Source organism: Mesorhizobium sp. BR1-1-2 (assembly GCF_020165435.1).
GTDB lineage: Bacteria > Pseudomonadota > Alphaproteobacteria > Rhizobiales > Rhizobiaceae > Mesorhizobium.
Genome location: NZ_JAIUID010000011.1, coordinates 71163 through 95445, shown reverse-complemented (window position 1 = coordinate 95445; position 24283 = coordinate 71163). Strand labels below are relative to the sequence as shown.

General features: G+C 60.3%; 17 protein-coding genes and 1 pseudogene. 13 read left to right on the top strand and 5 right to left on the bottom strand.

The genetic code is table 11. The annotated features are described in order from the left end of the window. Nucleotides 1-24: 24 nt before the first annotated feature. Nucleotides 25-1107 carry an LLM class flavin-dependent oxidoreductase gene (locus LB551_RS22385; RefSeq protein WP_140552829.1) on the top strand — a complete coding sequence of 361 codons (1083 nt, stop codon included), beginning with the start codon at nucleotides 25-27 and terminating at the stop codon, nucleotides 1105-1107. Between the two features lie 16 nt (nucleotides 1108-1123). Then, on the top strand, nucleotides 1124-1438 hold the full coding sequence (locus LB551_RS22380) for an NIPSNAP family protein (RefSeq protein WP_224660508.1): 315 nt from the start codon (nucleotides 1124-1126) through the stop codon (nucleotides 1436-1438). On the opposite strand, the gene LB551_RS22375 is transcribed toward LB551_RS22380, so the two are convergent. Next, complete coding sequence (locus tag LB551_RS22375) at nucleotides 1424-2086, bottom strand: cysteine hydrolase family protein (protein ID WP_224660507.1); 663 nt, start codon at nucleotides 2084-2086, stop codon at nucleotides 1424-1426. The genes LB551_RS22380 and LB551_RS22375 overlap by 15 nt on opposite strands. A gap of 221 nt (nucleotides 2087-2307) precedes the next feature. Between LB551_RS22375 and LB551_RS22370 the strand changes: the two genes are divergently transcribed. Genes LB551_RS22370 through proX form a run of 3 tightly spaced genes read left to right on the top strand, consistent with a single transcriptional unit; the run spans nucleotide 2308 to nucleotide 5551 of the window. Further along, entirely contained in the window at nucleotides 2308-3501 is a 1194-nt protein-coding gene (locus tag LB551_RS22370) for a glycine betaine/L-proline ABC transporter ATP-binding protein (protein ID WP_224660506.1), read from the top strand. 2 nt (nucleotides 3502-3503) lie between these two features. Then, nucleotides 3504-4442: an ABC transporter permease gene (locus tag LB551_RS22365; RefSeq protein WP_224660505.1), complete on the top strand. Its 939-nt coding sequence runs from the start codon at nucleotides 3504-3506 to the stop codon at nucleotides 4440-4442. 56 nt (nucleotides 4443-4498) lie between these two features. Next, the gene (gene proX / locus LB551_RS22360; protein ID WP_224660504.1) at nucleotides 4499-5551 is read left to right on the top strand and encodes a glycine betaine/L-proline ABC transporter substrate-binding protein ProX; all 1053 of its coding nucleotides are present in this window, start codon (nucleotides 4499-4501) and stop codon (nucleotides 5549-5551) included. 288 nt (nucleotides 5552-5839) lie between these two features. Here the strand turns inward: proX and LB551_RS22355 are convergent, their stop codons facing one another. Together LB551_RS22355 and LB551_RS22350 are read right to left on the bottom strand one after the other, a co-directional pair. After that, on the bottom strand, nucleotides 5840-7549 hold the full coding sequence (locus LB551_RS22355) for an alkaline phosphatase D family protein (RefSeq protein ID WP_224660503.1): 1710 nt from the start codon (nucleotides 7547-7549) through the stop codon (nucleotides 5840-5842). Further along, complete coding sequence (locus tag LB551_RS22350; protein WP_224660535.1) at nucleotides 7546-11673, bottom strand: GMC family oxidoreductase N-terminal domain-containing protein; 4128 nt, start codon at nucleotides 11671-11673, stop codon at nucleotides 7546-7548. Before LB551_RS22350 ends, LB551_RS22355 begins: the two co-directional genes overlap by 4 nt. 422 nt (nucleotides 11674-12095) lie before the next feature. On the opposite strand from LB551_RS22350, the gene LB551_RS22345 reads away from it, so the two are divergent. Both LB551_RS22345 and LB551_RS22340 read left to right on the top strand, forming a co-directional pair. Further along, nucleotides 12096-15848 (top strand): ATP-binding protein, encoded by a 3753-nt coding sequence (locus LB551_RS22345; protein WP_224660501.1) that lies wholly within the window; start codon nucleotides 12096-12098, stop codon nucleotides 15846-15848. 46 nt (nucleotides 15849-15894) lie between these two features. Further along, on the top strand, nucleotides 15895-16581 hold the full coding sequence (locus tag LB551_RS22340) for a Crp/Fnr family transcriptional regulator (protein ID WP_140552821.1): 687 nt from the start codon (nucleotides 15895-15897) through the stop codon (nucleotides 16579-16581). A gap of 266 nt (nucleotides 16582-16847) precedes the next feature. On the opposite strand, the gene LB551_RS22335 is transcribed toward LB551_RS22340, so the two are convergent. Together LB551_RS22335 and LB551_RS22330 are read right to left on the bottom strand one after the other, a co-directional pair. Beyond that, nucleotides 16848-17120, bottom strand: a complete 273-nt coding sequence (locus LB551_RS22335) for a hypothetical protein (protein WP_140552820.1) — start codon at nucleotides 17118-17120, stop codon at nucleotides 16848-16850. A 225-nt stretch (nucleotides 17121-17345) separates the two neighbouring features. Further along, complete coding sequence (locus LB551_RS22330; protein ID WP_140552819.1) at nucleotides 17346-18083, bottom strand: Crp/Fnr family transcriptional regulator; 738 nt, start codon at nucleotides 18081-18083, stop codon at nucleotides 17346-17348. Nucleotides 18084-18306: 223 nt separating this feature from the next. Between LB551_RS22330 and LB551_RS22325 the strand changes: the two genes are divergently transcribed. The 6 genes and pseudogenes from LB551_RS22325 to LB551_RS22300 all read left to right on the top strand — a co-directional run bounded on the left by LB551_RS22325 (nucleotide 18307) and on the right by LB551_RS22300 (nucleotide 24169). Continuing rightward, entirely contained in the window at nucleotides 18307-19659 is a 1353-nt protein-coding gene (locus LB551_RS22325) for a substrate-binding protein (RefSeq protein ID WP_224660499.1), read from the top strand. A 185-nt stretch (nucleotides 19660-19844) separates the two neighbouring features. After that, nucleotides 19845-20720: a branched-chain amino acid ABC transporter permease gene (locus LB551_RS22320; RefSeq protein WP_140498479.1), complete on the top strand. Its 876-nt coding sequence runs from the start codon at nucleotides 19845-19847 to the stop codon at nucleotides 20718-20720. A gap of 12 nt (nucleotides 20721-20732) precedes the next feature. Next, on the top strand, nucleotides 20733-22568 hold the full coding sequence (locus LB551_RS22315) for an ABC transporter permease subunit (protein ID WP_224660498.1): 1836 nt from the start codon (nucleotides 20733-20735) through the stop codon (nucleotides 22566-22568). Next, entirely contained in the window at nucleotides 22565-23263 is a 699-nt protein-coding gene (locus LB551_RS22310) for an ABC transporter ATP-binding protein (protein WP_224660497.1), read from the top strand. Before LB551_RS22315 ends, LB551_RS22310 begins: the two co-directional genes overlap by 4 nt. A gap of 1 nt (nucleotide 23264) precedes the next feature. Beyond that, nucleotides 23265-23411: pseudogene (locus LB551_RS22305) on the top strand (oxidoreductase); the annotation flags it as partial. Between the two features lie 305 nt (nucleotides 23412-23716). Next, nucleotides 23717-24169 (top strand): VOC family protein, encoded by a 453-nt coding sequence (locus LB551_RS22300; protein ID WP_224660496.1) that lies wholly within the window; start codon nucleotides 23717-23719, stop codon nucleotides 24167-24169. The last annotated feature ends 114 nt before the right edge of the window (nucleotides 24170-24283 follow it).

Sequence of the window (24283 nt, the reverse complement as noted above, 5' to 3'; positions counted from 1 at the left end):
CCTAATATTCGAAAGGTCATTGCCATGAAATTTTCCGTTTCCCTGAACATGGAGAGGTTCAGTCCCGGCAAGGATATGCGCCAGGTGGCGGCTGAGACGCTGGAACTGGTACGTATGGCCGATGCCGGCGGCTTCGAGACCGCCTGGTCGCCCGAGCATCACACGATTGAATTCACGATCGCGCCCGGCCCGTTCCAGTTGCTGGTCTGGTGGGGAGCTCATACCGAACAGATCCGGCTTGGCACCGCCACCATCGTCGCGCCGTACTGGACCCCGATCCGTCTCGCGGGAGAGGCCGCACTTTGCGATCACCTGACGGGAGGACGGCTGGAATTCGGCATCGCCCGCGGCGCCTATCAGTATGAATTCGACCGTATGGCGGGAGGCATCCCGCAACAGGAAGGCGGCGCCTTCATGCAGGAACTGCTACCGGCAGTCCAGAAATTATGGGCAGGCGATTACGCGCACGAGGGGAAGTATTACCGCTTCCCGCTGGCGACCTCGGTGCCGAAGCCCTTGCAGCAGCCGAACCCGCCCATCTGGGTGGCTGCGCGAGACCCCGGCACATTCGATTGGGCGGTTCGCAATGGCCACAACATCCTCTCCACGCCGTTGTCGCGGCCGGTCGCGGAAGTCGGCATTCTCGGCGACAAGTTCAAGAAGGCCGTCCAGGATCATCCCGAAGTGCCGAGGCCGCGGTTCATGATGCTGCGCCGCACTTGCGTGTATGAACGTCCCGAGGACTGGGAACTGCCGGTTCGCTACAGCTATCAATATGGCCGCAGCTTCGAGAACCTGTTCCAGAACATCGGTACGGTGAAGAACGGTTTTCCTGAAGCGGTTTCTTACGACACCGTTGGCAACAGCGGCGACTACGATCCGCGGTCGATCCGCGACAATCTCCTGTTCGGCACGCCGGACGAGGTGGTCGAAAAGCTGATGGTCTATGAAGCGGCGGGCGTAGATCAGTTCTGCCTCGGCCTCGCCTTCGATCTGCCCTTTGAAGTGCAGAAGAAATCACTGACGCTGTTCATCAAGGAAGTGATGCCCGTATTTGCGATGCGCGAGAAGGAAGCGGGTAGGGAAAAGTCGCGGGTGATCGCCTGATGGGAGCTGTCGCGCCATGATTGTCGAGGAACGCATCTACAAGATAAGGGCCGGCCGTCTCGCCAGGTACATGCAGCTTATCAGCGAGGAAGGCCTTGCCATCCAGCAGCCGATCCTGGGCAACCTGATCGGCTATTTCCGCACCGAGATCGGACCTCTCAACCATGTCGTGCATCTATGGGGCTATAGCGATCTGAACGACCGCGCCGAGCGGCGTCAGCGGCTGGCCGAAGATCCCCCGTGGCGGGCGTTTACGATCAAGCTCACCGAGAATATCGAAACGATGGAAAACCGAATCCTGATCCCGACCGATTTTTCACCCCTGCGGTAGGTTCAAGACCTGGCTTCCCGGTTGCCCGACCGCGAAAGAATCCAGGAGCCGGTCCGTGGTCATGACCCAGCCGTAGTTGCGTGCGAAAGCATCGAGCATGGCCTGCCGGCTGGGCGGATGGTTGGAAGAAACAGCATCCTCCACCACAATCGTGGGATAACCGAAATGCACGGCGTGACGGCAGCTATCTTCGACGCACATCTCGGCTACCGTGCCGACGAATACCAGACCATCCACCGCAAGCCGCTTGAGCGTCTTGGCAAGATCCGTGGCATGAAAGGCGCTGAAATAGACTTTATCCAGCACGATGTCGCCATCCTGTGGCGCAAGCTCGTCGATCACCTCCGCGGCATCCCGCATCCCCTCGACATCGCCGTAGGAGCGCATGAAGCCCGGTACGCACGCATGGGTCGGCGCATCGGTCAGCTTGATCCAGGTCAGCTTGCCGGCCAGGGCCTGATACAGGGGGTCGGCAACGTATCGCGTGAATATCACCGGCTTGCCGTTGCCGCGAAACGCCGCAACGAGACTGCCGATCGAAGGTATGGTTTCGCGCGCGGATGGAACCTCCATCGGCGCATGCCTGCGCACGAAATCGTTCTGCATGTCCACGACCATGAGGGCAGGGTTTTTAAGCGAAGCCAGCACGCCGTTTCTCCATACAGGCGTCCCGGATTATACTTATCCGGGTAGCGGAGAGCCTATATCATCGAACCCGCGAGCCGTATGCTTTCCTTCATAGCACTGGGCTACGCGGGTATCCTGCCGAACGGGGGAAGACGGCGGGTGCAGTTCTATCTTCACTTATCGGGATCGTGGCTCTGGAATGTGCTGACTATCGTCCGCCAGGCCAGGAGTGGAGGACAGGTGTGACGGATCGCATAACGGTCGAGGGCGTGTACAAGATTTTCGGCAGATCGCCGGAATCGGCTTTGGCCATGCTGAAGTCTGGCGAGACAAAGGAAGCTGTGCTCCAGAAGACCGGGCAGGTCGTCGGCTTGAGCGACGTGTCGCTGTCCGTTCCCGTCGGTTCGATTTACATGATCATGGGCTTGTCCGGCTCTGGTAAGTCGACGCTTGCGCGATGCATCAATCGGCTCATCGAGCCGAATGCAGGGCGCATCCTCATCGATGGCGAGGAGATCACCGGCGCCAGCGAAGCGCGGCTGCGCGAAATCCGCCGGACGCGTATCTCCATGGTGTTCCAGCACTTCGGCCTGTTGCCGAACAGAACTGTGTTGGAGAATGCCGAGTTCGGCCTGAAACTGCGAGGTGTGCCAGCCGCCGCGCGCAGGAAGAAGGTGATGGAAGTGCTGGAGGTCGTCGGGCTGGCTTCGTGGGCAAATCATCTTCCCGGTACGCTGAGCGGCGGCATGCGTCAGCGCGTCGGATTGGCCCGCGCACTCGCCACGGATGCCGATGTCCTGATCATGGACGAGGCTTTCAGCGCGCTGGACCCACTCATCCGCAGCGAAATGCAGGACGAACTGCTGCGCCTGCACAGGACTTTCCACAAGACCATCCTGTTTATCACGCATGATTTTCAGGAGGCGCTGAAGCTCGGAAGTCGGGTCGCCATCATGGCTGATGGAATGGTGATGCGCGAAGGCGTTCCGCAGGACATCGTGACCAAGCCCGGCAATGACTACGTCGCTGCCTTCACCCGCGACGTCAACCGGGCCCATCTGTTCGATGCCAGTTCCGTGATGGTGGAAAGCAGCCCGCTTCGGCTAGACGGACGTGCGTCCGGCGGCCGCGATGCCAAGGGCGAACCGGTGTTCATCGTCGACGATTCGATGCAGGTCGTGGGTGTCGTCGGACCACGCCAGTTGCCACGCCTCGCCGATAGTTCGACGATCCAATCATTGATGAGCAAGGACTATGAGACGGTATGCGGCACGGAAAAGCTGTCGGTGGTGGCCAGCCTGTGCCATCGAGACCGGCCGATAGCCGTTGTTGACGAGGGCGGCCGATATTTGGGGCGTGTCGATCCACTCCAGATCTTATCCCGCATTGGCGCTCCGGCGGCGGCTTCCTCGCAATCCCCGGGAGCGGAGGCCTGATCATGCTGGATGTCGATAATCTCTATGTCATCCCGCTGGACCAGTGGATCCAGGTCGGCGTCCGCTGGCTGGCAATGCATTTCCGGCCGCTGTTCCAGACCATCAAGTGGCCCGTCGAGACCCTTCTGACCGCGATCGACCATGGACTCCATGCCATTCCGTTTCCGATCCTGATCGGGATATTTGCCCTCATCGCATGGCGCTCCGCATCGCGTGGCGTGGCCCTATTCACTCTGCTTTCGCTGACCCTGATTGCCTTCATGGGCCTGTGGGCGGAAGCGATCACCACCCTGTCGCTCATCGCCACGGCAATCGTGGTGTGCGTCATCCTTGGCATTCCAATCGGAATCCTGTGCGCCCGCCACGACCGCGCCTGGACCATTGTGCGGCCGGTGCTCGACGTCATGCAGACGACGCCCAGCTTCGTCTATCTGGTTCCGGTGGTCATGCTGTTCGGCGTCGGAACAGTGCCTGGGGCAGTCGCGGTCATCGTGGCGGCGATATCGCCGCTGATCCGCTTCACCAATCTCGGGATTCGGCTTGTCGACAAGGAGATGGTCGAGGCGGGGCGGGCTTTCGGTGCCACCGATCGCCAACTTCTCTGGGAAGTCCAACTTCCATTAGCCTTGCCAACCATTCTGGGCGGCCTCAACCAGACGGTACTGATGGCCATGGTCATGTCGGTGATCGTATCCATGATCGGGGCCGAAGGGCTCGGACTTGTGGTCCTGCAGGGGCTGGGACGTCTCGATGTCGGCATGGCTGCCGTCGGCGGCATCGCCATCGTCCTGCTAGCCATGATCCTCGATCGCATCACACAGGGCCTGGCCAACCAGGACAAGGCCGGACCGACCCGGGGCATCCGCGCCGCCCTGGCTCAGCTGCTGCGTCCCAGAAATGAGGAAGCGGGGAGTTTCGAAACGAACCACCAGCAGGTGTGAACACCGTCTCGATCAGGCGGAACGACGCAACAAATATCACAACAAGGGGAGAATACATGTCGGTGAATTATCGATACCGCAAGGGACTGAGACTGGCCTGCGCCATGGCTGTTGCAGCAACCATGATGGGTGGGCAGAGTCTTGCGCAGGATAAGCCTGGCGAAGGCAAGACTATTCGTTTCACGTCCTCCGACAGCCTGGGCGCCAACTATATTCAGGACCAGGTCCTGATAGCGGGCCTCGAGAAACTCGGTTACGACGTAAAGTTGTCGACCATGAACATGTCGGCGATCCTGCAGGCCATTTCGCAGGACGACCTCGACATGACCGGCGACATCAACTGGCCGCAGGCCGAGCCCGCCATAGCACAGATCTCGGATACGGTCGAACTGATCAATGAAGGCACGATCGCGGGCGGCGGCATCAACGGCTACATGATCGACAAGAAGACGGCCGAAGCCAACAACATCACCAATGTCTCGCAACTGAAGGACCCGAAGATCGCGGCCTTGTTCGACACCGACGGTGACGGAAAAGCCAATCTGGTGAATTGCGATCCGGCTTGGAAGTGCGGCGACGTCGTCGATTTCCAGGTCAAGGAGTTCGGCTTGAGCGATACGGTGCGCTCCATCCGCGCCAAATACGAGCCGCTGATCGGTGAGGTCTTTGCTCGGGCCGACCGCGGAGAGCCGATCCTTCTTTACACCTGGAGTCCATCCTGGATCGTCTATCGGCTGAAGCCCGGCAAGGACGTGGTGTGGCTGCCGATCCCGTATGACGCTCTTCCCGAGGGCGTATCGAAACCGAAGACGCACGAGGTCAAGGATGTGGTTGGCTGTGCGGGGGGCCAGAACCCATGCCGCATGGCGGTTGGCCCATGGAACTGGCGCACGCTCGCCAACAAGAAGTTCCTGGCTGACAATCCGGCGGCCAAGAAATTCATCGAACAGGCGAAATGGTCGCTGGACATCTGGAGCCAGTGGGAAGGCGATCTGGGGGCCGGCAACAAGACCGACGCCGAGATCAAGAAGATCGCCAACGACTGGATTGCCGCAAATCAGTCGGAGTTCGATGGCTGGGTAAAGAATGCGGCTGCCGCCGGAAAATAATCCGGGCAGACCTCTATCGCGGCTTGTTATCACAATGGTGGCGGACCCTGTCCGCCACCATTGTCGATTGAGGAGACCGATTGCCGGCCAAGCGTTTTCGCTTCATGGGGCGACGTTCCTTGTGCGGAGCGGCTACACCAGGCCCATGCAAAGGGCAGGCGAATCGTTTCGACATGCGGCCTCAGAGACGATTATCTCGCGATAAATAACTGCCGCCGCGCCTGGTCGAGCGCGGGCCGCTTGGCATAGCGAGAAAAGCTGAGTGAAGCTGTATTTCACGCGCAGCTATTACTCCAAGTCGCGCGTGAAGGTTCCATTCTCCTTGAGCCCCCTGCTGTCGTGGAACTTGACATCTAGACGCCAATGCGACCGGCGGCGGCATGTCGTTACAAGCGCGAAACCGTCGCCAGGGGCGAAACTTGTCTGCACCTCGCAACAATACGGCCCGTTCTTAGGATCGGGATCGCGAAAGTAAAAAGCCTCATTGGCCTGGAAATTGTCGGCAGTTCCGTTCGCAAACGGATAAGGCGCGTACAGCGCCGAACTGTGGATACAATGCAGGATGCTCTGCTTGCCGGTTTTGCTGTTTGTTACACGGGCGGTGACCAGGCTGCTCACGTGCTCGTCACCCGACAGGAATACCAGTCGCTTTATTTCCTTGTCGCACACGAACCTGAGCAGCGCGTGCATGGAGAACGGGTACCCATCCCACGCGTCCGAACGCAGGGCACAGGTGGGGTCCTCGGCCACCTCCCGCCGCCGCGGCAGCACTGCCGAGGATGTGAGAACAAATTTGGGCACTTCGGCGTGTTCAGGCTTGATAAGCCATTCACGAAGCTTCGCGAATTGGGTTGGACCCATAATCCGCGCTTTGCACCAGTTCGAAACCGTCCGTCCTTCACGTTCGGTGCGCGTGTCGCAAAGGAAGAATGGCATCCCGTTGTGAGTAAAATCGTCTCGCCAGATGTGTGCCGGCAGGCGCTTTTCCAGTACCCCGGCCTTGACACGTTCATACCTGAAGTAAGCCAGCTTCCCAGGCTTTATGACGGGATCGTCCTTGCGCATCGCCGGGTCGGGGTCTTTTGCCCAATTGTCGCGCAACTCGTGGTCATCGAGCATCATTTCAACCGCCATGTCCAAGCGCTGCATCACCGCCTTCACACCGCGGCTCTGGCCTCGGCGTTCGTAGGGTATTCGGAATCGGTCATCGGTCGCCTTGGGGTCGAAAAGCCCTGCCGTAGCGTCGACATATACTTGGTCGCCGGCCAGCAGCAGCAAGGTGGGAGCGCCGGGTTTGCCCAGTAGATCGCCGAGCGCGAGCAGAGACGCATCCGCGGGCCCTCGTGTTGCATGCTGACCGTCGGGCATGTGGTCGAGGAAATCACTGGGGTATTGGCAACTTGCGAGAGCGAATGAAAGGTTCGATTCCGTCCGGACAGCGCTCTTGTGGCGGTAGCTTCTGTGTGATCTTCCAGGCCTGCCGAGGATCAGGCCACCCCGCAGATCATCCAATGTGTCAGCCTCGAGCGCATACCGAATAGCCTCGGCGGCCCTCTCCACCGCGTACTCGGCATGCGAACCTTTGTCGGGGATTTCAGATGCTGATTCCGTCGCGTCGGGCAGTTTCGGTAACCGAGCCAAGCCGCCAATACCCTGCGCCTGAACGTACAGCAGCAAGACGAGTACCTGCTGCGCTTCAGGCCACTTGTGGAGCGGAACTTCAAATACGTAGGGAGATGCGGGTTGCTCGATATAGTACGGAAGGAGACAATCATGGAGGCTGTCGCTTCTCTGTCCTTTCTCGTCGCCAGGGCTCGTAGCCGGCGGATCGATCATGTGCAGGCGGTCGGCCTTTGCGCAAACGGGAACAATAAGGGCTGCATGAGGCACGCCCCGCCCTCCGCTATCGGCCGCTTGCACCAGGATCTTGCCCGCTTCGATCCCTACGCGCACCCCGAAGACGGGCGCCCTGGCTTCAAAGGGGAGAGAGCGCGTCATGGCTTGTCCTCCAGGGAGCCCGGCATATCCGGCATTCCAAGGTATTTCGCTATAACACCGCAGATCGACGAGGCATCTTTGCCGATCAGGCAATCCTGATGACCGTGGCCGGCAATGCACCAGGTCAGGTAGGACGGTTGGCCGAGCCTCAGGAACTGGCGGCTTTTGTCAATAAGATGCCTGATTTCTTCCTCCGATTGCACCGCCTCGACCGCATGCAGAGATGAGTTCAAGTGCGGCACGCCGGCCCCTTTGAGCATATTTCGCATCAGTGTCAGCGTTGAGGGGTCGACCAAACCGTTTTCGGCTCCATGGATCGACATCATCGGGAACTTCAGTCGATCCCTCACCCGGTCCGGCAGCACATAGCGATTTATGCCGGCGCGATCGGTCACGGTGTTGAAGCCAGCAAAATGTATGACCTGCGAGACTGTCTCGACGCTGAGCGGGCCGAAGAAATCGTCGATGTGGTCGAGTACGAGGTCAGAGAGATTGTTGAGCGAGAAGGTGCGTGCATAGAGCGCGTCCATCCGATGTCTTGTGCCGACCCAAGGCGTCGCTTTGCCTGGGGGCCAGAGGGGATTCTCGCGCCGATACTCGTCGGACGGCAGCCGCATTGCCGAGAGCGCTCTGTCGAGCAATTGACCGGCGAGCGAGATATCGCCATGCGGACTAAACACATAGTCATCAAGCTGAAGAAAATAACGCACATATCGCATCACGTATGCGGCGAGCACATTTGCCGAACTCAACAGCATTACCGGGCCGACTTGTGAAAAAACCACGCGCCCGATCTTATTGTGCAAAGTCCTTCGATCGTGCTCGCCAAGCACTGCCATGCTGAACATTGCCGCGCCCATACAATGGCAGACGACATCGAGCCTTTCCTGCCCTGTCGCAGCCAGCACGTGTTGGATGGCGATCGGAATGTCATTCTCCGCCATCTCCTCAAAAGACCAACCGCCCGTGGCGGTAGTCAGGCCTGAACTCGATCGCATATCGAGCACCCAGACATCGCGCCCAGCATCACACAGCGATTGAGCGAGGTTGCCGGGTACGGCAGCATGAGCAAATGTGGTGCCGCTCGCACTGTAGCCATGAACAAGCAAGACGGGGCGTTTCGGGACGCCGTTCTCGATCGCCTTTGCGGACCTGCCGTCATAGCGGGCCAGGCGAATGCGGATCGGGGGGCTTCGCTTGCCGTCCAAAGTCAGCCAGTCGATCTGAGGCGCCGGTAAGCCCGGCACTGCCCCGGGCAGCCGTTGCGGTTCACGCGTCGATGGCGGGTCGGGGCGGCGAAAACTCAATGCATGTATCTGAAGCACGACGCGAAAGCCGTAGAGGATGAAAGAGGCCAGATCTGCCAGTGCTGCGACACGGTCTTGCTGGTCTACTATTCGCAGCAATGGCACTCCCTGTCGCGCCAGGTATCGCTTATTCAGTTCCAGCGAGGGCAGCTTTTTGCCAACGATGGCCTTGCGCATCTGCGGGAACGCCTCGACCGACATTTCCATCAACTGCGTCCAAGGGCTGGCGCCACATGCATATGTGAGCCGCTTCACCCCTCTGATTTTCTTCTGTGCGAACAAAGAACTGTCGAACCTCACGCCCGTGCCGAGATCTTCCGGCTCGACAACCTTGTCGATGTGCAAATCGTATTCGATCAGGCGCACCCCGCCCGCACGCGAGCACAGGTGCAGAATATCGAGCAGTCTGAGATGGGACGGCTCTCCGCTAGGTGGCGTGAGACGCAACCATTCCTGGCCCTGGCGGACCAAGCGGTAAGCAAAGTCGCGCATCCCGCGGTTGAGCGCCCACGCAAGGACAGCGCGCAGCATTCGAGGCACGGGGCGCGATTCTTCCAGATCGAACAGGTGGAGCGATCCCGAGATATCCGCCTCGAGCGCAACATCGCTTTCATAGGCCTGATCTGCAATGGGGTCGAACTCCTTTCCTGCACGCAGAATGCGCAGCCGACCATGGGCAATCGGCAAACAGCGTCCACGGGGCGTTTGCAGCGCGTAGAGATCGGTGAGCACCACCGGCTTGGTGGTCAGGGTCAGTTCGACGGTATGCGGTTTCACACCTCTGCCGCGCACCGCCAGGGGGACCTTGCCGCGCACCTGTTCGGTCAGTTCGATGCTGGTAGGCGTAGGTGTAGCATTCGTCCGCGGCGTGGAATAAATCGGCCGCGTTTCGCCACGAGAGTTCCCAGGCAAGGGGGCATTGGTCAAACGACCGCCACTGAGATGCCATTCCCCCTTGAGCTCGGTGATCGCTCGCAATGCCAGAACGGCTATGGTCAAGGCGGGATTGATGCCCAGAGACGTGGGCACGACCGAGCCATCGAGCACGATCAACCCTGCGTGAGTGCGTCTGCGGCCGATCGCGGCGGCATCGAACACGCGGCCGCAATGATCGGTCACGCCTTGGCGAACGTCGTCACCCATGGCGCAGCCCCCGAGGGGATGAACTGTAAGCAGCGGCCCGCGTTGGCGACCGAACACGGCTTCGAGCCTGTCGGACAAAGGTCGCCACAGCAGGTTGTTCACCAGCCGTCCCCCCAATCCCGACTCTCGAAGCAATCTGCCAAGGCGCGCATGATGGTTCTCCAGCCGGGGGTCCAGTCGCAACTCCGGCCAGCGCACCGTGAGCATCCCGTCGGCGCGCATTTCGTCAGCATCGTCTTGCATCTCATCGACGCTGTTTTGCCTCGAGGCCCCTGGAGCCAGTGCTCCCTCTGCGTCGTCGCGGCCGATCATGGCCAGCACCAGGGAGTTGGTGATGGCGGCAGGATTGACGGCTGCGTCGTCTGCCCGTGAAGGATTTGGTTCATGCTTCGCCCAGTCGCCATCTGCGACGCGATTGAGCACATCGAATGTGGTGGCGCTTTCCTCAAACAGGCGGCGCAGCGGTCCCGGTACGGCAAGATCTTGGATCACCAGGTCAGTAGCCGCGTTCCCGTCGCGCAGATCGATCATTGCGGTTATCGTCGGGCCGACCGCGCGACCGCATTCTTCGCTTTTGATGTTTGGGGCCGGATCCTCGGTTTCGTCAGCGACGCCATTCACCCTTGCCGCCAAATCGTGAGCAACTACTAGCATGTCACCATTGGCGGAGAACTTGCGTCCCAGCTGATCGGAGAACTTTACCCCGCGAATTTGCGAGCGCATCAAAATTTCCGTCGAGCCGAATGTGCCTGCTGCAAGGATCACGCGCCTCGCCAGCAGCGCGAACGGCTCCCGCTGGTTATCGCGTAGATGGCCATCCGTGTGATTGACGTCCAACCGCCATCCTTCGTCCGAGGGCAAAACGCGCAAGACGGTGGCGCCAGTGACGATTCGTACTCCGCTTTGTCGAGCCAGCCGCAACAAGTTCAGGTCAAGGGATTCTTTGGCATTGTAGTTGCAACCAGTGGCGCAGTCGCCGCAACGGCGACATTCGCTCATCGCGACCCCGGCGTGGTTGGTGTGGCAATCGGAAGCGACGGTTATGTGAGCGGGTTGTGCTTTGCCCCCAGCCAAATTTCTAATTGCTTCGGACTTGGCCAAGAAAGGCTTGGTGTTAGTACGTATCGGCTTGGCTCCCAACCAATCGCGCAGCCGTTCAGCCGTCTCTGCGAGCTTCGTATCTCTACGGATTTTGGTGGGCCAGCGCGCCTCCCGGAAAATCTCCGGCAGCGGCATCTCCATCACGCCGGCGTTGATTAATGAGCCTCCACCCAAGCCACACGCGACGAGAGCTACCGCGTCGTCGCTGCAGCGCAAGTCGTAAAGACCATCGAACACGCCGCGTTGGCGGTTCGCAAAGGGGGTGGCAAAGCGGACGTGGCCGCCCAGATCGGCCAATCGCGAAGGGAACATTCCAGCCAGGTACTCCTTGCCGCGTTCGAGCATGCAGATTTTTAAAGATTGGCCTTGCACATCCTTGCAGCTACTCAGTTCGGCGGCAGCCACCGAGCCACCATAGCCGCTGCCAACGATGACAATATCAAAGTCATATCCGCCCTTGACGCGTGTCCTTGGCGTATCAGCGATCTGCGGAAAATCGTGGACCAACGCCTCAAGTCCGCGCGAGAGCCAAGTCGTCGCACGTGGCGGCTCCGGCGCTGCCTTGATGTGCACAGGCAATGCGTCATCCCTAATTTAGGTATCAATCATATACGAAATTTGGTGTAACGTCAGGAAGTCACGCAATCTATCGGGGACGATATTCATTCCCTTTAAGAAGTGCGCGGTCGGCGGTGCCTTTCTCTGCCTGAAACTATGGGCACGGCTGCGGGAAGGAACCCATGAGGGGTACTTGCGAGCTACTTGAGAGTTTTCTGCCGCTGGAATTACTCGGTAGAATTCACGCACTTCGAGCGGACGGCCCAGTAGCCGTCGAATTCCCGGCTGCAGTGGTGTTTGTCGATGTGTCCAGATACACGGCCTTGGTCGAGCAACTAACACGACGGGGACAAGAAGGACTTGAAAGAATCCCGAGCCTGCTTAGTCACTCCTACGCACGATGCGTAGAGCAAGTATACAATCGTGGAGGCGAGATTTTGTACCTCGCCGGCGACGAACTGCTGGCTTACTGGTCGGCGGATGTCCGCGGACTTGAAAGCGCGGTGCGAGCGGCGACAGCCTGTGCCAAGGCAATCTGCGGCGGCCGGAATGAGCGTTTGGAGAACGGAACAGCTGAAATCGCACCCGCGCTGCATGTTGGAGTAGGGGCGGGGCCCCTCTGGGCGGCGGCTTTGGGCGGTCAGCCGGTCTGGACCCTCTTTGCAGGTGGAGATGCCATCATGCAGGCCGCTCAGTCCCAATCGGCTGCGCGCCGATGGGAATATGTACTTTCCGACAAAGCCAACTTGGCCCTTGCGCAGCCGTCTCAATCGCGGCGCAGTCGGCCTACACTGGCTTCTCCGCCTCCGGGCTGGCTGGCAAGGTTCCTGCCTATGCAACTCAGGGACCTGCTGTCCGAAGCCGACTTGCGGTCAGTTGCTGCGGACAGCGCCATTGCCATCCGTTCCGAAGAAGATCGTCCAACGACCGCCCGCTTAGACGCCCTGGCGGAGATTAGACCGATCACCGCCCTTTTCGCGCGAATTGCCGGACTTGACCACCGCCAACCTCAGGCGCTTGCGCGCTATCAATTGCTATGCGCGACCCTCCAGGAGGATCTGCGTTCGCGGGATGGGCCGGCCGGCGAGTTGCTCTTTGACGACAAAGGCCTGATTTTCTTTGCGACGTTCGGAGCGCGAGGCAGTTTCCACCGCGACGACCCTTGCCGTGCCGTCGATGCTGCTCGCGCGATCCGTCTGACGGCCCAACGCTTGGGCCTCTCCGCGTCGATGGGGGTGGCTACCGGCGATGCGCTTTTTAGTGTTGTCGGAAGCGCACGTCGGCGCCAGCTCATGGTGATCGGTGCGCCCGTGAATCGGGCGGCGCGGCTTATGACGGCGGCATCGGCAAACGTTCTCTGCGATGCACCGACAGAGCGAGCCAGCCGGGCGGCGTTTTGGTTCGAAGAACACGGCACGTTGCAACTGGACGGACTTGGGGACATGGCAACGGTGTTTTGTCCCATGGATCCGCGCGCCTCGGCCCAACCTCTTAGTCCGCTGATTGGCCGGCGGAGCGAACTGGAGTTCCTGAAACGTACGTTCGAGGAGACCCGCCGTGGAGGCAGGCGGTTGCTCGTTGTCTTGGGTGAATCGGGCATTGGAAAAACCGCTTTGATCAGAGCTTTCACGGACGAACTGCGCTCAACTGCGACCGAGGTTTTGACAGCGCGCGCCGAACGTGACGATCGCCGGACATCGCTCCTGCCATGGCGGCGGGTGCTTGTGTCTCTTCTCGGCCTACCGTCCGACAGCGATGGATTTGCGGTGCTTGAGGTCGTCACGCAACGGGTTCAGGGCAATTCGTCGCTCGTTGGGCGACTGCCCTTGCTAGGTGATGTTTTGAGCATCGAAATTCCCCAAAATGACGGGACGCGACATCTGGAGGGACCTCATCGCGCTGATGCCACCATGCGCCTTTTGGGTGATCTCATGGATAACTTGGCACCGCGGCCGTTGGCATTGGTCCTGGAGGACAGTCAGTGGCTGGATTCGGCATCGTGGCGCCTCGTCGAGTGGGTTCTCTCATCTCTGTCCTCGTTGCTTCTGGTCCTGTGCGTACGCTCGGACGAAGTTCCGGAGGAGTTAAAAAACCTACGAAGGCGAGCCGAGGCCCCACGAAGGAATACATCCGGAACGGAACCTGACGATCCCGCGCGCCTGTGTCGTATCCTGGATCTTGAGGAACTCAGCGAGACGTCGATTTGCGAACTGGTCGCCCGCACGCTCGGGGATGTGCCCCCACATGGCGAACTGGCGCGCCGGATCTCGGCCTTGGCCGGTGGCAATCCATTTTTCGCCGAGGAGATAGCGCTGACATTAAAGAGCCAGGGGCTCATCGCCATACGCGATGGTTTGTGGTGTCCGATCCGCCCGCTCGAGAGCCTTCGATATTTCGAAGGTGTCGATCGGGTCATTCGGGAGCGCGTTGATCGATTGGAGACCTCAGTCCAGCACGTTCTCAGGGCTGCGGCCGTGATCGGGCGTTCATTTACCGGCGAGGCCCTGGCGACGTTGCTCGAGGGCGAGTTGGACTACGACGGTGTGGGTGCAGCTGTCGAGTCGCTCGCGGTGGCGCATCTCGTGCGTCAGGGCACTGGATCAGGCAACTACGAGTTCCGTCATGATCAAATCCGAGACGTCGTTTATGGTTCAATTCCCAGTGAAGTGCGACAGCGACTTCATGCAGCTCTGGCCGCCTGGATCGAGTCGAGCCAGTCGGCCGCCATGGGCGCGGATGTCGCGGCCCTCGTTCAGCATTTTGAGGCCGCCGGAAACAATTTCAAGGCAGTTGAATATGCCAATTTGGCAGCAATCAAGGCGCTGCAGGTCGGTGCATTTCGAGAGGTCGAGGCGTTTCTGGAAATCTGCTTGAGATACGAGTCGAAGCAACCTTGGAGTGCTGAGCAAAGACTTCAGTCGGTGCGTTGGCGCAGGCAGCTCGGCGAGGCTCATTACAGTCGCGGCGACCTCCATGCTCAGGGCATTTCGGTGAGGCGCGCCCTCACCTTGGCGGGCACGCCGGTTCCACGTTCCTCGGCAGCTCTTTTGATGCGACTGCTTGGGGGTGGAATGCTGCTCGCGTTCCAACAGGTGTTCCCTCCTTCGCTATGGTCAACTCAGGGAGGTGTGCTGGACTCCTGGGAGCGAGAAATAGCTCGCTGCCTTAACCAGGCGGCGGTCGTGGACTATTTCGAGCTTCGCTTTTCGCGAGCGTTTTCCCACACCGTCGCGGCTGTCGCCCATGCGGAGCGCACGGGGCTCACCATGGAGATGGTGGTCGCGTCCGCCCAACTGGCATGCGGGCTGGGAATTCTGGGGCGCCGGCGCGCTTGCAACTACTTCATGGCAAGGGCAGAACGGGTGGTGACTGCGCTCGCAGATCCAGCGGTCCATGCCCACCTGTGTAATCTCGATGCGCTCTGGCGCATCGGGCGTTGTGACTGGCTGATGGTAGATCGTCGTCTGGATCAGTCCCAAGAGCTATGTCTAAAGGCGGGCGATCAACTAAGTTGGTGCAACGCCCAGGCCATGCGCTTCTGGTCAATGTACTACCGGGGTGAATTGGGTGCGCTGGAGTACACCGCCCAAGCGCTGCTCTCCCGTGCGCAGAACAGCGGAAACCTCCAGCAAGAGATTTGGGCGCTCCGATGCAAGTCGTTGTGCGTGCTCCACACGGATAGCCCCCGTGAAGCGGTCGACATCCTTCGGCTGACCACGTCCGCTATGGCCGGGTCCGCCGATCTCGCCGACTTGGTCTCCGCCAAAGGGTCGCTCGCGCTCGCGCTTGCACGGGTCGGGCTCCATGCTGAGAGCCTTCGGGCTGTGGTCGAGACGCTACGCCTACTGCGCGAGATGCGTCGGCCGACTGTGCACAGCACACTGCCCGGCATTGCCGGCGTGTGCGAAGTGCTTCTGCGCGGCAGGGAGGCGGGCCTCTCGCGCGAGTACGACCAGTGGCGCCACTGGGAGCGCCAAGCGCTGCATGAGCTCAAGCGCTACCGCCGGGCGTTTCCTGTCGGCACCGCTCAGTATGGGCTGTGGGTCGGCGTGGCCCATTGGCTGGACGGGCGCGGTGACCGCGCCGTCTCTACTTGGCGGCAAGCACTCGCGGCTGCACGGCGCCTCTCGTTACGCAGGGATCAGTCGATCATTGCGGCCGAGCTGAGGCGTCGGCAAGACAAGACCTAAGATAGTCTCTGCGTTGGAGTTATCCGATCGGCAACTTGGGGGCGACATGGCTTTTGGCGGCGCGAACGAAAGAAATGATCTGCCGCGCCTTGCGCGGATCGATCCGCGCCTGTTCGATCTTCTTTTCGGCGGCTGCAAGGTTGAACGCCACGCGGCGGGCCAGATTCTCTTCGTCCAGGAAGATCCATCCGATCGTATTTACGGGGTGATGAGCGGGACGGTGGAGATCTCGATGTATTCGCCGGGAGGCCGGAAGCTGGTGGCCAATATCGAGCTTTCGCACAGCTTGGTCGGAGAGATCGGCGCGCTCGACGGGCGCCCGCGCACCGCAACCGCCACTTGTCTGACCGTTTGCGATCTGGCCTCGCTCGGTCGGACGCAGCTCTTCGATCGCATTGAAAAAAACCCACCTCTGGCACGCGCCATGATTGAGCTTTTGTGCGCACGGCTGCGTTGGGTCAGCGGCGAACTTGGCGATCAGGCTTTCTTCGGCATTGAGGCCAGGCTGGCAAAACGACTGGTCTTTTTGGCCGGCGTTATGGCGGATGGCTCAGGTTGGATACCGATCTCCCAGTCCGAACTGGGGGAGTTCCTGGGTGCCACGCGCGAGTCCGTCAACAAGACGCTTAACGATTGGCGCAACCGTTCGATCATCGCAATCAAGCGTGGCGGCCTGCGCATAACGAACACCGGTGCGCTGCGTCACATCGCCGAGTCACAGGACGATGACTGATGTCGCCGTTCGCAATCGGCGCGCGCGCATCGGAGCCGCGATCAGATTGCGCAACGAAGACCGAATCGGCGTGAAGGTATAGTCCTCCACCTGTCGTGGTGACGAACTGGGGGCCTCCGTTCAGCATCCTGACACCGTCCCAGGCGGATTGGACGTGCCACGGCTGTCGCGCGACCTATGGTCGGGCTTTTCTTAGTAGTCCGTCGGTCAGTCGGTACCCGCTCAAGGAGGCAGAGCGGTGGCTAGCGCCACCGCTCTTATCTGGATCAATTCCGGCAGTCCGGGCTGACGGGATCGTACTGGTGTGGGCTGACCCCCATGCACTTGGAGCTCGCAGCACCACCAGGCAATCCGATCGATCCGGTCGGGAAGCCATACACCGGTTCTTCTGAAGCCAATGAATGTTGACCCTTCAAGTCACCCGGGGCCTCGAAGTCACCATTGTCGGCTCGCAGACTGTGGACGAACGTCGAGTCGATCGCGAACGAAGGCGCCGTGAGGATGAAAAATGCAGACGCAGCTGTAATGATCTTATACATGTTGCTCTCCCTTTGGTTGATGACATCACAAAAATTCGTGATGAGAACGAAATTGGCTTAGCTTTCAAAACCAACTTCCTCTTCGGACTTGATCTTCGCTGTTTTCTTTATGATCTATCCGAAAGAGAGACTAAATTGCCTGCTCTGTCATCTCTTGTACGCCGCGGGTGAGATTTGTATGTGAAGGAATTCACGCAGGTGCTAATATGATCGACGGGACGCTTTTCATTCCCGCTGCTTCAGCACCGGGATCGGAACGAGGGACATCGGCTGGTACTGAGCCAGTCTTCGAAGGCCCGCAAGATCGGTCAAATCGATGAAGCGCGCGTTGCTGGTGATAAGCTGTTCGGCGCGCAATTGCTGAATGACGCGATTAAGATGGGGCACGCTCAACCCGAGCGCGTCCGCCATGATTTCCTGTGAAAACGGCAAATCGAAACTTGCTTCGTCGGCGCGTTCGACCTCCAGGAGACGCGCGTGAATCTCCAGCAAAAGGTGCGCCAGCCTTTCAATCGGAGTGCGCCGGCCCAGATTGACGATGTGCTCCGCATAAGTCGCGGCCTCTTGGGCGGCGAGCCAACTTAACACCAGACCGAATTGGGGCTGCTCGTAGCAGAGGCGAACGTAAGCATCGAACGAGCAGACGGCGTAGGTCAGTTCGCTCACGGCAACGACCGCGCAAGTGGATCGATCGAAAAAGCTGACCGGGAAGCCAATGACATCACCGGGCAGGATGAGCTTCAGGATTTGCCGCCTGCCGCTGCGCAGCAACCTGTAGCGGATCGCGTAGCCGTCTTTAACAAAGCACAGGTTTCGGAACTCGGAGCCGTGAACGACGAGTTCCTCCCGTTTCCGAATGGTAAGATCGCGCTCGAAGATTGCCTCAAGACGTTTGATGTCTAGCGAATCCAGCTTCATTGCACGCGTCAGTCGGGTCACGATCGGGTGGCCGGTCAGCGGCATGCCAAGCTCCAAATGTTCATGACCTTCAATGAAACTTTCCTATGCTTATTAATCCAGATCAATGAACAGAATCATCAAACGAAAGTTGTATTGACTGCCAGGCCTACGCCACTGCGAATGCCCATGCAAATAGGCCATTTTCAGCGTTTCGCTGAAAAAAACCGGTTTCCGGGAACAACAAATGAGAGCCGTCCGACGGCTCCACGCTAAGGAGGAACAGCTGATGCCGCTCGACGATCAAAATACTTCCAATATATCCCGCCGTACCATGCTGCACGTGGGCGCAGGACTTCTCGGTAGTGCGGTTCTGCCCTTATCCAGCTTCGCGGCTTTTGCGGCCGACGACAAGCCCGCGATAGGCACCTGGCCGGCCGGGTCGGCGGGCGACACCGTCTACATCGGAGCCGCGGTGCCCCTTACCGGTGCCTATGCCGTGCAAGGTGCTGACGAACTTAAGGGCTGGCAGCTGGCGGTCGACCACATCAACAACGGCCATGAATTGATGAAGGCGTTGGCGCCGAAGGTCGACAAGGGGTTGCTCGGCAAGAAGGTCGAGCTGTTGTCCGCCGACAGCGCGGCCAAGCCGAACCAGGCCGTCGAGCTCGAGCAGAATTTCATCCACCAAAACAACATCATCCTGATGACCGGCTCGACTTCATCGGCGGTCGCGGTTGCGCTCAACAAATTCGCGCAGCGCGAGAAGATCCTCTACGTCGCGGGGATCTCCGGCTCAAACGACACAACCGGCAAGGACTGCGTCCGCTACGGCTTCCGCCAGAACTTCTACGGCCAGACCGCGGCCAACGCGATCGGCCCGATCCTTCTGAAGACCTACGGAAAGGGAAAGAAGGCGGCATTCATGACGCCGGACTACACTTACGGTCACACCGTCACCAAGTCGGTGAACGACTACCTGACCTCTCAGGGCGGATGGGAGATGGTGACGGACCAGGTCTCGCCGTTGGGCACCCAGGATTTCAGCCAATATCTGACCAACATCGCCAATTCGGGTGCCGAATTCATTGTCAACGTCAACTGGGGCCGCGACGCGGTGCTGTCGATCCAGCAGGCCAAGCAGTTCGGCCTGACTCCGAGCATGAAGATGGTCATCCCCTACCAGATCCCCTTCCTTGCCAAGGAAGTGGGCCCCGAACTGACAGCCGGGGTTTTTGCCGCTACCGATTTCTGGTGGACCCTGCAGGACAAGTATCCGCTCGCCAAGCAGTTCGTCGACGCGTTCCAGCAAAAGTTCGGCTACCGGCCGGAATGGGGCGCCGAAAACGCCTATGTCAGCTTCGCTCATTGGGCGCGCATGGTGTCGCAGGCCGGTAGCTTCTATCCGCCGGACGTCATCAAGCAATACGAGAAGGGTGAGACCATCCCTTCACTCGTCGGCGACGTTCACTACCGGCCGGAAGACCATCAGTGCGTGCGACCGGTCGTACTCGTCCAGGGTAAGGACCCCAAGGACATGAAGAGCGACGACGACTACTGGAACGTGGTCGAGGTGGTCGATGGCGCGCCGCTGATGCAGAAGCCCGACGAGTTCGGCTGCAACCTGGGCAGCTACACCTGATACCCGGCAGCGCCTTCTCCGCCCGACACGGGCGGAGAAGGCGCTCGCACCGGGACTGGCTCTGGCTGGGCGCAGACGGTTCATCGTCCCGCGGTCGGTGGGATGTCGATTGTTCGCGACTTTTCTGCCAAACCCTTGCTGGCGCGAGGGCAGGGCATATTTTTCATGATTAAGGTGGGCGCAGAGTGATCAACTGGGCAAATTTCATCTCGCAGTGCTTCAATGGGCTCGTGCTCGGCGCGCTTCTGGCGCTGATCTCCTCCGGGCTGACCATCATCTACGGGACGCTCGGCGTCCTGAACCTTGCCCACGGCGCGATGTTCATGCTCGGAGGCTATGCCGGCTGGCTCGCCTACACCTACACAGGTTCGTTCCTCGCCGCGGTGGCGGCCGGATCGCTGTTCGTGATGATCGTCGGGGTGTTGATCGAGCGGCTGATCATTCGCCATTTCTACACGCGGCCGCTCGAGGACCAGCTTCTCGTCACGTTCGGGCTCGGCATCGTCTTCGTCGAGACGGTCCGCTTCTTCTTCGGCAGCCTCTCGCGCACGGTGCCGCCGCCCGCCTCGCTGGTCGGCATCACCCATCTGGGCTTCATGGTCTATCCCACCTACCGATTGGCGTTGCTCGGCATCGTCGCCCTGGCGCTGCTGATGCTCTATGTCGTGCTCTATCGCACCCGCATCGGGATGATCGTGCGAGCAGGCATCGAGGATTCGGTAATGGTCGATTCGCTTGGAATCGACGTCTACAAGATCTTCATGCTCGTCTTCGGCATCGGAGCCATGGCGGCCGGCTTCGCCGGCATTGTCAACGCACCCGTGGTGTCGATCGCGCCCGATGTCGGGGAAGCCATACTGGTCCAGACCTTCGTGGTCGTGGTGATCGGCGGCGTCGGTTCCTTTCCCGGCGCCATCCTCGGCGGCCTCATCGCCGGCGAAATCATTAGCATCACGTCGATGTTCAATCCCGGTTATTCCTATGTCATGCTGTTCGTGGCGATGACGCTGGTGCTGGTGCTTCGCCCGCACGGGCTGCTCGGCACGGCCGGGCGCGAGTAGACGCGGTCGGCCATGAACATCAAACATCCCTTCCTTGTCGAGCTTCTGACGGCGCTGGCGCTCGTCCTGGCGCCCTTCGTGCTGCCCCATCTCGGCTTCTCGCCCAGCACGATCAATCGCATCCTCATATGGGGCCTGTTCGGGATCGGCTTCGACATCCTGTTCGGCTACACGGGATTGCTGTCCTTCGGCCAGTCGGCCTTCTACGGCACTGGCGGCATGTTCGCCGCCTACCTGCTGACTGAAGCCGGCTTCCCCTATGTCATGGCTGCCATTGTCATGGGCGCCGTCGTGTCGGGTGTCGTCGGCTATGTGATCGGGCTGATCGCCCTGCGACGCACCGGCATCTATTTCGCCATGATCACGGTGGCGATCGCCGAAGTCTTCTTCTTTGTCGAGTTCAATCCGCTCTCGGCATTCACGGGCGGCGAGAACGGCTTGCCCGGCGTGCCTACCCCCGTCGTCAACCTCGGCTTCACGGTGCTCGAGTTCAACACCGACTGGACGATGTATACTTTCCTGGCGTTCTGGTATTTCGTCGGCATTGTCGTCGCACTTCGCATCGTACGCTCGCCGGTTGGCGCGATCCTTTCGGCGATCCGCGACAATCCGCTCCGCGCCGCGGCGCTCGGCCATGACGTCCACGGCTACAAGCTCACGGCCTTCGTGGTTGCGGCGATCTATGCCGGCTTTGCCGGCGGCCTGTTGGGCGTCATGCAGGGCTTCATGCCGCCGGACGCTTTCATGTTCGACACGTCCGGCCAGGTCGTCATGCAGACGGCGATCGGCGGTGCCGGCACACTGTTCGGACCGCTGGTGGGCGCGACGGTGTGGCTCTACCTGAGCGACTTTTTCCAGAACACATTGCATCTCGGCGCGACATGGAAGCTGGTGCTCGGCGTCGTTTTCGTGCTGCTGGTCTGCTTCCTGCGGCGCGGCATCGTCGGTGCGATCGTCGACCTCTATGGGCTGGCCGGCGGCCGCAAGAGCATCGAAGCGGCAGAGACCGCGACAGAGAGCACGCCGCACATCGTGACCGCGATCGAGCCGATGCCGGCGCGCCGGCATGGCACTGCGCCAGCATCCGGACCGATCCTGCAGGTGCAGGGCCTAACCAAACGCTATGGCGGCATCACGGCCAATAGCGACATCGACTTCAGCGTCGATCACGGGGAGATACGGGGCATCATCGGGCCCAACGGCGCGGGCAAGACCACGTTCTTCAAGATGCTCACCTGCGAGATCGCGCCGACCTCCGGCCGCATCATGCTGGCGGGCCGCGACATTACCGGCATGGGCGTGTCCGAGGTGTGCCAGCTCGGGCTCACCAAGAGCTACCAGATCAACCAGCTGTTCGAACGCTTGACGGTGCGGCGGAACCTGATGATTGCCGCGCTGGGCGAGGCGCGTGGAAAGTTCCGGCTTGATCTGTTCAAGAGTATCCACCGCGTTCCCGGTCTCCACGAGCAGGTCGAGCGAACGGCGGCGCTGGTGAACCTTACGGCGCGGCTCGATCGGCCTGTTTCGTCACTGGCTTATGGCGAGAAGCGGCGGCTGGAGATCGGTCTTGCGCTGGCGACGTCGCCGAGCCTGCTCCTCCTCGATGAACCCCTTGCGGGCATGAGCCCGCGCGAGCGCGTCGAAACCGTGGCGCTGCTCAAGTCAATCGCGCGTGGACGCACGATGATCATCATCGACCACGACATGGATTCGCTCTTCGAGCTGGTCGAGAAAGTGACCGTCCTGCAGGAGGGCAGGGTACTGGTCGAAGGCATGCCAGGTGCGATCAAGACCAACGCAAAGGTGCAGGAAGCCTACCTCGGCGGGGTACATGGAGAGGTGGCATGAGCCTGCTCGAAGTCAGAGCGTTGAACAGCTATTATGGCGACAGTCACATCCTGTTCGACGTCGCATTGAGGGTCGGGAAGAACGAGGTCGTGGCGCTGCTCGGCCGCAACGGCGCGGGTAAGTCGACGACGCTGAAGAGCCTGATGGGCGTGGTGACGCCACGGGCCGGCTCGGTTGAACTCGACGGAGTTGAGCTGGTGGGCAGGAAGGCGCACAGCATCGCTCGGGAAGGCATGCAGCTCGTGCATGAGAATCGCCGCATCTTCGGCAGCCTGAGCGTCGAGGAAAACATCATTCTGGCCGGATTGACCGCCGACGCCCGGTGGCCGCTGGAACGCATCTACACGATGTTCCCACGGCTGAAGGAACGGCGCACCAGCCGTGGCACGGATCTCTCGGGTGGCGAACAGCAGATGCTGGCCATAGCCCGTGCATTGGTGCGCAACCCGAAGATCCTTTTGCTTGATGAACCCTTCGAAGGACTTGCTCCAGTCATTGTGCACGATCTGGTGCGCGCCTGCCGCGAACTGGCGGAGGCAGGGCAGACAATCGTGCTGGTAGAACAGAACATCGCCGCGACGCTGGCGCTCGCAAGCCGGGTTTATATCATCAACAACGGCCATATCGCCCATGAGGGCCCGGCCGCCGAGCTCAAGACACAGCCAGGGCTGCTGCAGCACCATCTTGGCGTCTAGAGGCATAGGCGAGCAGTCGCGGACGGCGTTCGACTTCCGACCGCCTTCGGCCATCCCGCTCTATCGCGGCAATCCGTGATTCATGCCGGCGATTATCCAGTGCTATCGCTTTGCAGACCGTATCGCCTTCTGGCGCGCCAGCCGCTGATCGCCGGAAGTACCAGGACAGTCTCCAGGTTGGAGTCGGCCTGGATTATTGCCGACCTGCCGTGTTGGAAAAGAGAGGCGCCGTTCGATTTTCGAGGAATTTCAAGTCGAGCCGGCGCCGGCTTCGGCGGCAATCGAGCAGATGATCGCGTGGAACCCGGAACGGATCGTGTCGACGCACGGTTGATGGTCTCCGGCGGTGCGGTGGCCGAACTGAGGCGGACCTTCCGCCGGGTCTTATAAGAGCGTTTCGCCGGCTTGTGCACCGCAAGCGAGCGCTCTGATATTTGGCGCGAGGAGATCGAGATGACTGAACGACCGGAGAGATATCGAAACGCGATTGTCCCTCACATCTATGTCGACGGGGCGTCGGATGGGATCGCGTTCTACGAGCGGGCATTCGGAGCGATGGAACTGTTCCGAATTGCCCACCCAGACGGCAAAATCATGCACGCCGAGATTTTGATCTGCGGAGCCGTGATCATGATCGGGGATCCGGACGAGAGACTATACGGCGAGCCGCGGACACTTGGTCGCTGCACGGCTGGCCTTCACATCTTCACTGATGACAACGCGACCTTGCTGCGGCGCGCGGTCAAGGCTGGCGCGGAAGAGATTCAGCCACCCACGGATATGTTCTATGGCGCCAGTTCCGCCACCGTGCGCGATCCCTTCGGCCACGTCTGGGTGCTCCTGTCGTGGAAGGAGGACCTCGATCCGGCGGTGATGGAACGTCGCGGGAATGCCCTCCTGGCCTAAAGAAGAAAACGTCGAAGACATGGCCAAATGCGGCATGTTCGCTGTGCGACTCGTTATTGACAACCGGCTCGAACACCTCCGCTAGACAGCGAGCTTCGCCCGTCGCAACATTCT

Coding starts and splice junctions, on each gene's coding strand:
- LB551_RS22310 (WP_224660497.1), top strand. CDS start 22,565: ATGAGCCTGCTCGAAGTCAGAGCGTTGAACAGCTATTATGGCGACAGT.
- LB551_RS22340 (WP_140552821.1), top strand. CDS start 15,895: ATGGCTTTTGGCGGCGCGAACGAAAGAAATGATCTGCCGCGCCTTGCG.
- LB551_RS22315 (WP_224660498.1), top strand. CDS start 20,733: ATGAACATCAAACATCCCTTCCTTGTCGAGCTTCTGACGGCGCTGGCG.
- LB551_RS22380 (WP_224660508.1), top strand. CDS start 1,124: ATGATTGTCGAGGAACGCATCTACAAGATAAGGGCCGGCCGTCTCGCC.
- proX (WP_224660504.1), top strand. CDS start 4,499: ATGTCGGTGAATTATCGATACCGCAAGGGACTGAGACTGGCCTGCGCC.
- LB551_RS22330 (WP_140552819.1), bottom strand. CDS start 18,083: ATGCCGCTGACCGGCCACCCGATCGTGACCCGACTGACGCGTGCAATG.
- LB551_RS22325 (WP_224660499.1), top strand. CDS start 18,307: ATGCCGCTCGACGATCAAAATACTTCCAATATATCCCGCCGTACCATG.
- LB551_RS22355 (WP_224660503.1), bottom strand. CDS start 7,549: ATGACGCGCTCTCTCCCCTTTGAAGCCAGGGCGCCCGTCTTCGGGGTG.
- LB551_RS22300 (WP_224660496.1), top strand. CDS start 23,717: ATGACTGAACGACCGGAGAGATATCGAAACGCGATTGTCCCTCACATC.
- LB551_RS22365 (WP_224660505.1), top strand. CDS start 3,504: ATGCTGGATGTCGATAATCTCTATGTCATCCCGCTGGACCAGTGGATC.
- LB551_RS22335 (WP_140552820.1), bottom strand. CDS start 17,120: ATGTATAAGATCATTACAGCTGCGTCTGCATTTTTCATCCTCACGGCG.
- LB551_RS22385 (WP_140552829.1), top strand. CDS start 25: ATGAAATTTTCCGTTTCCCTGAACATGGAGAGGTTCAGTCCCGGCAAG.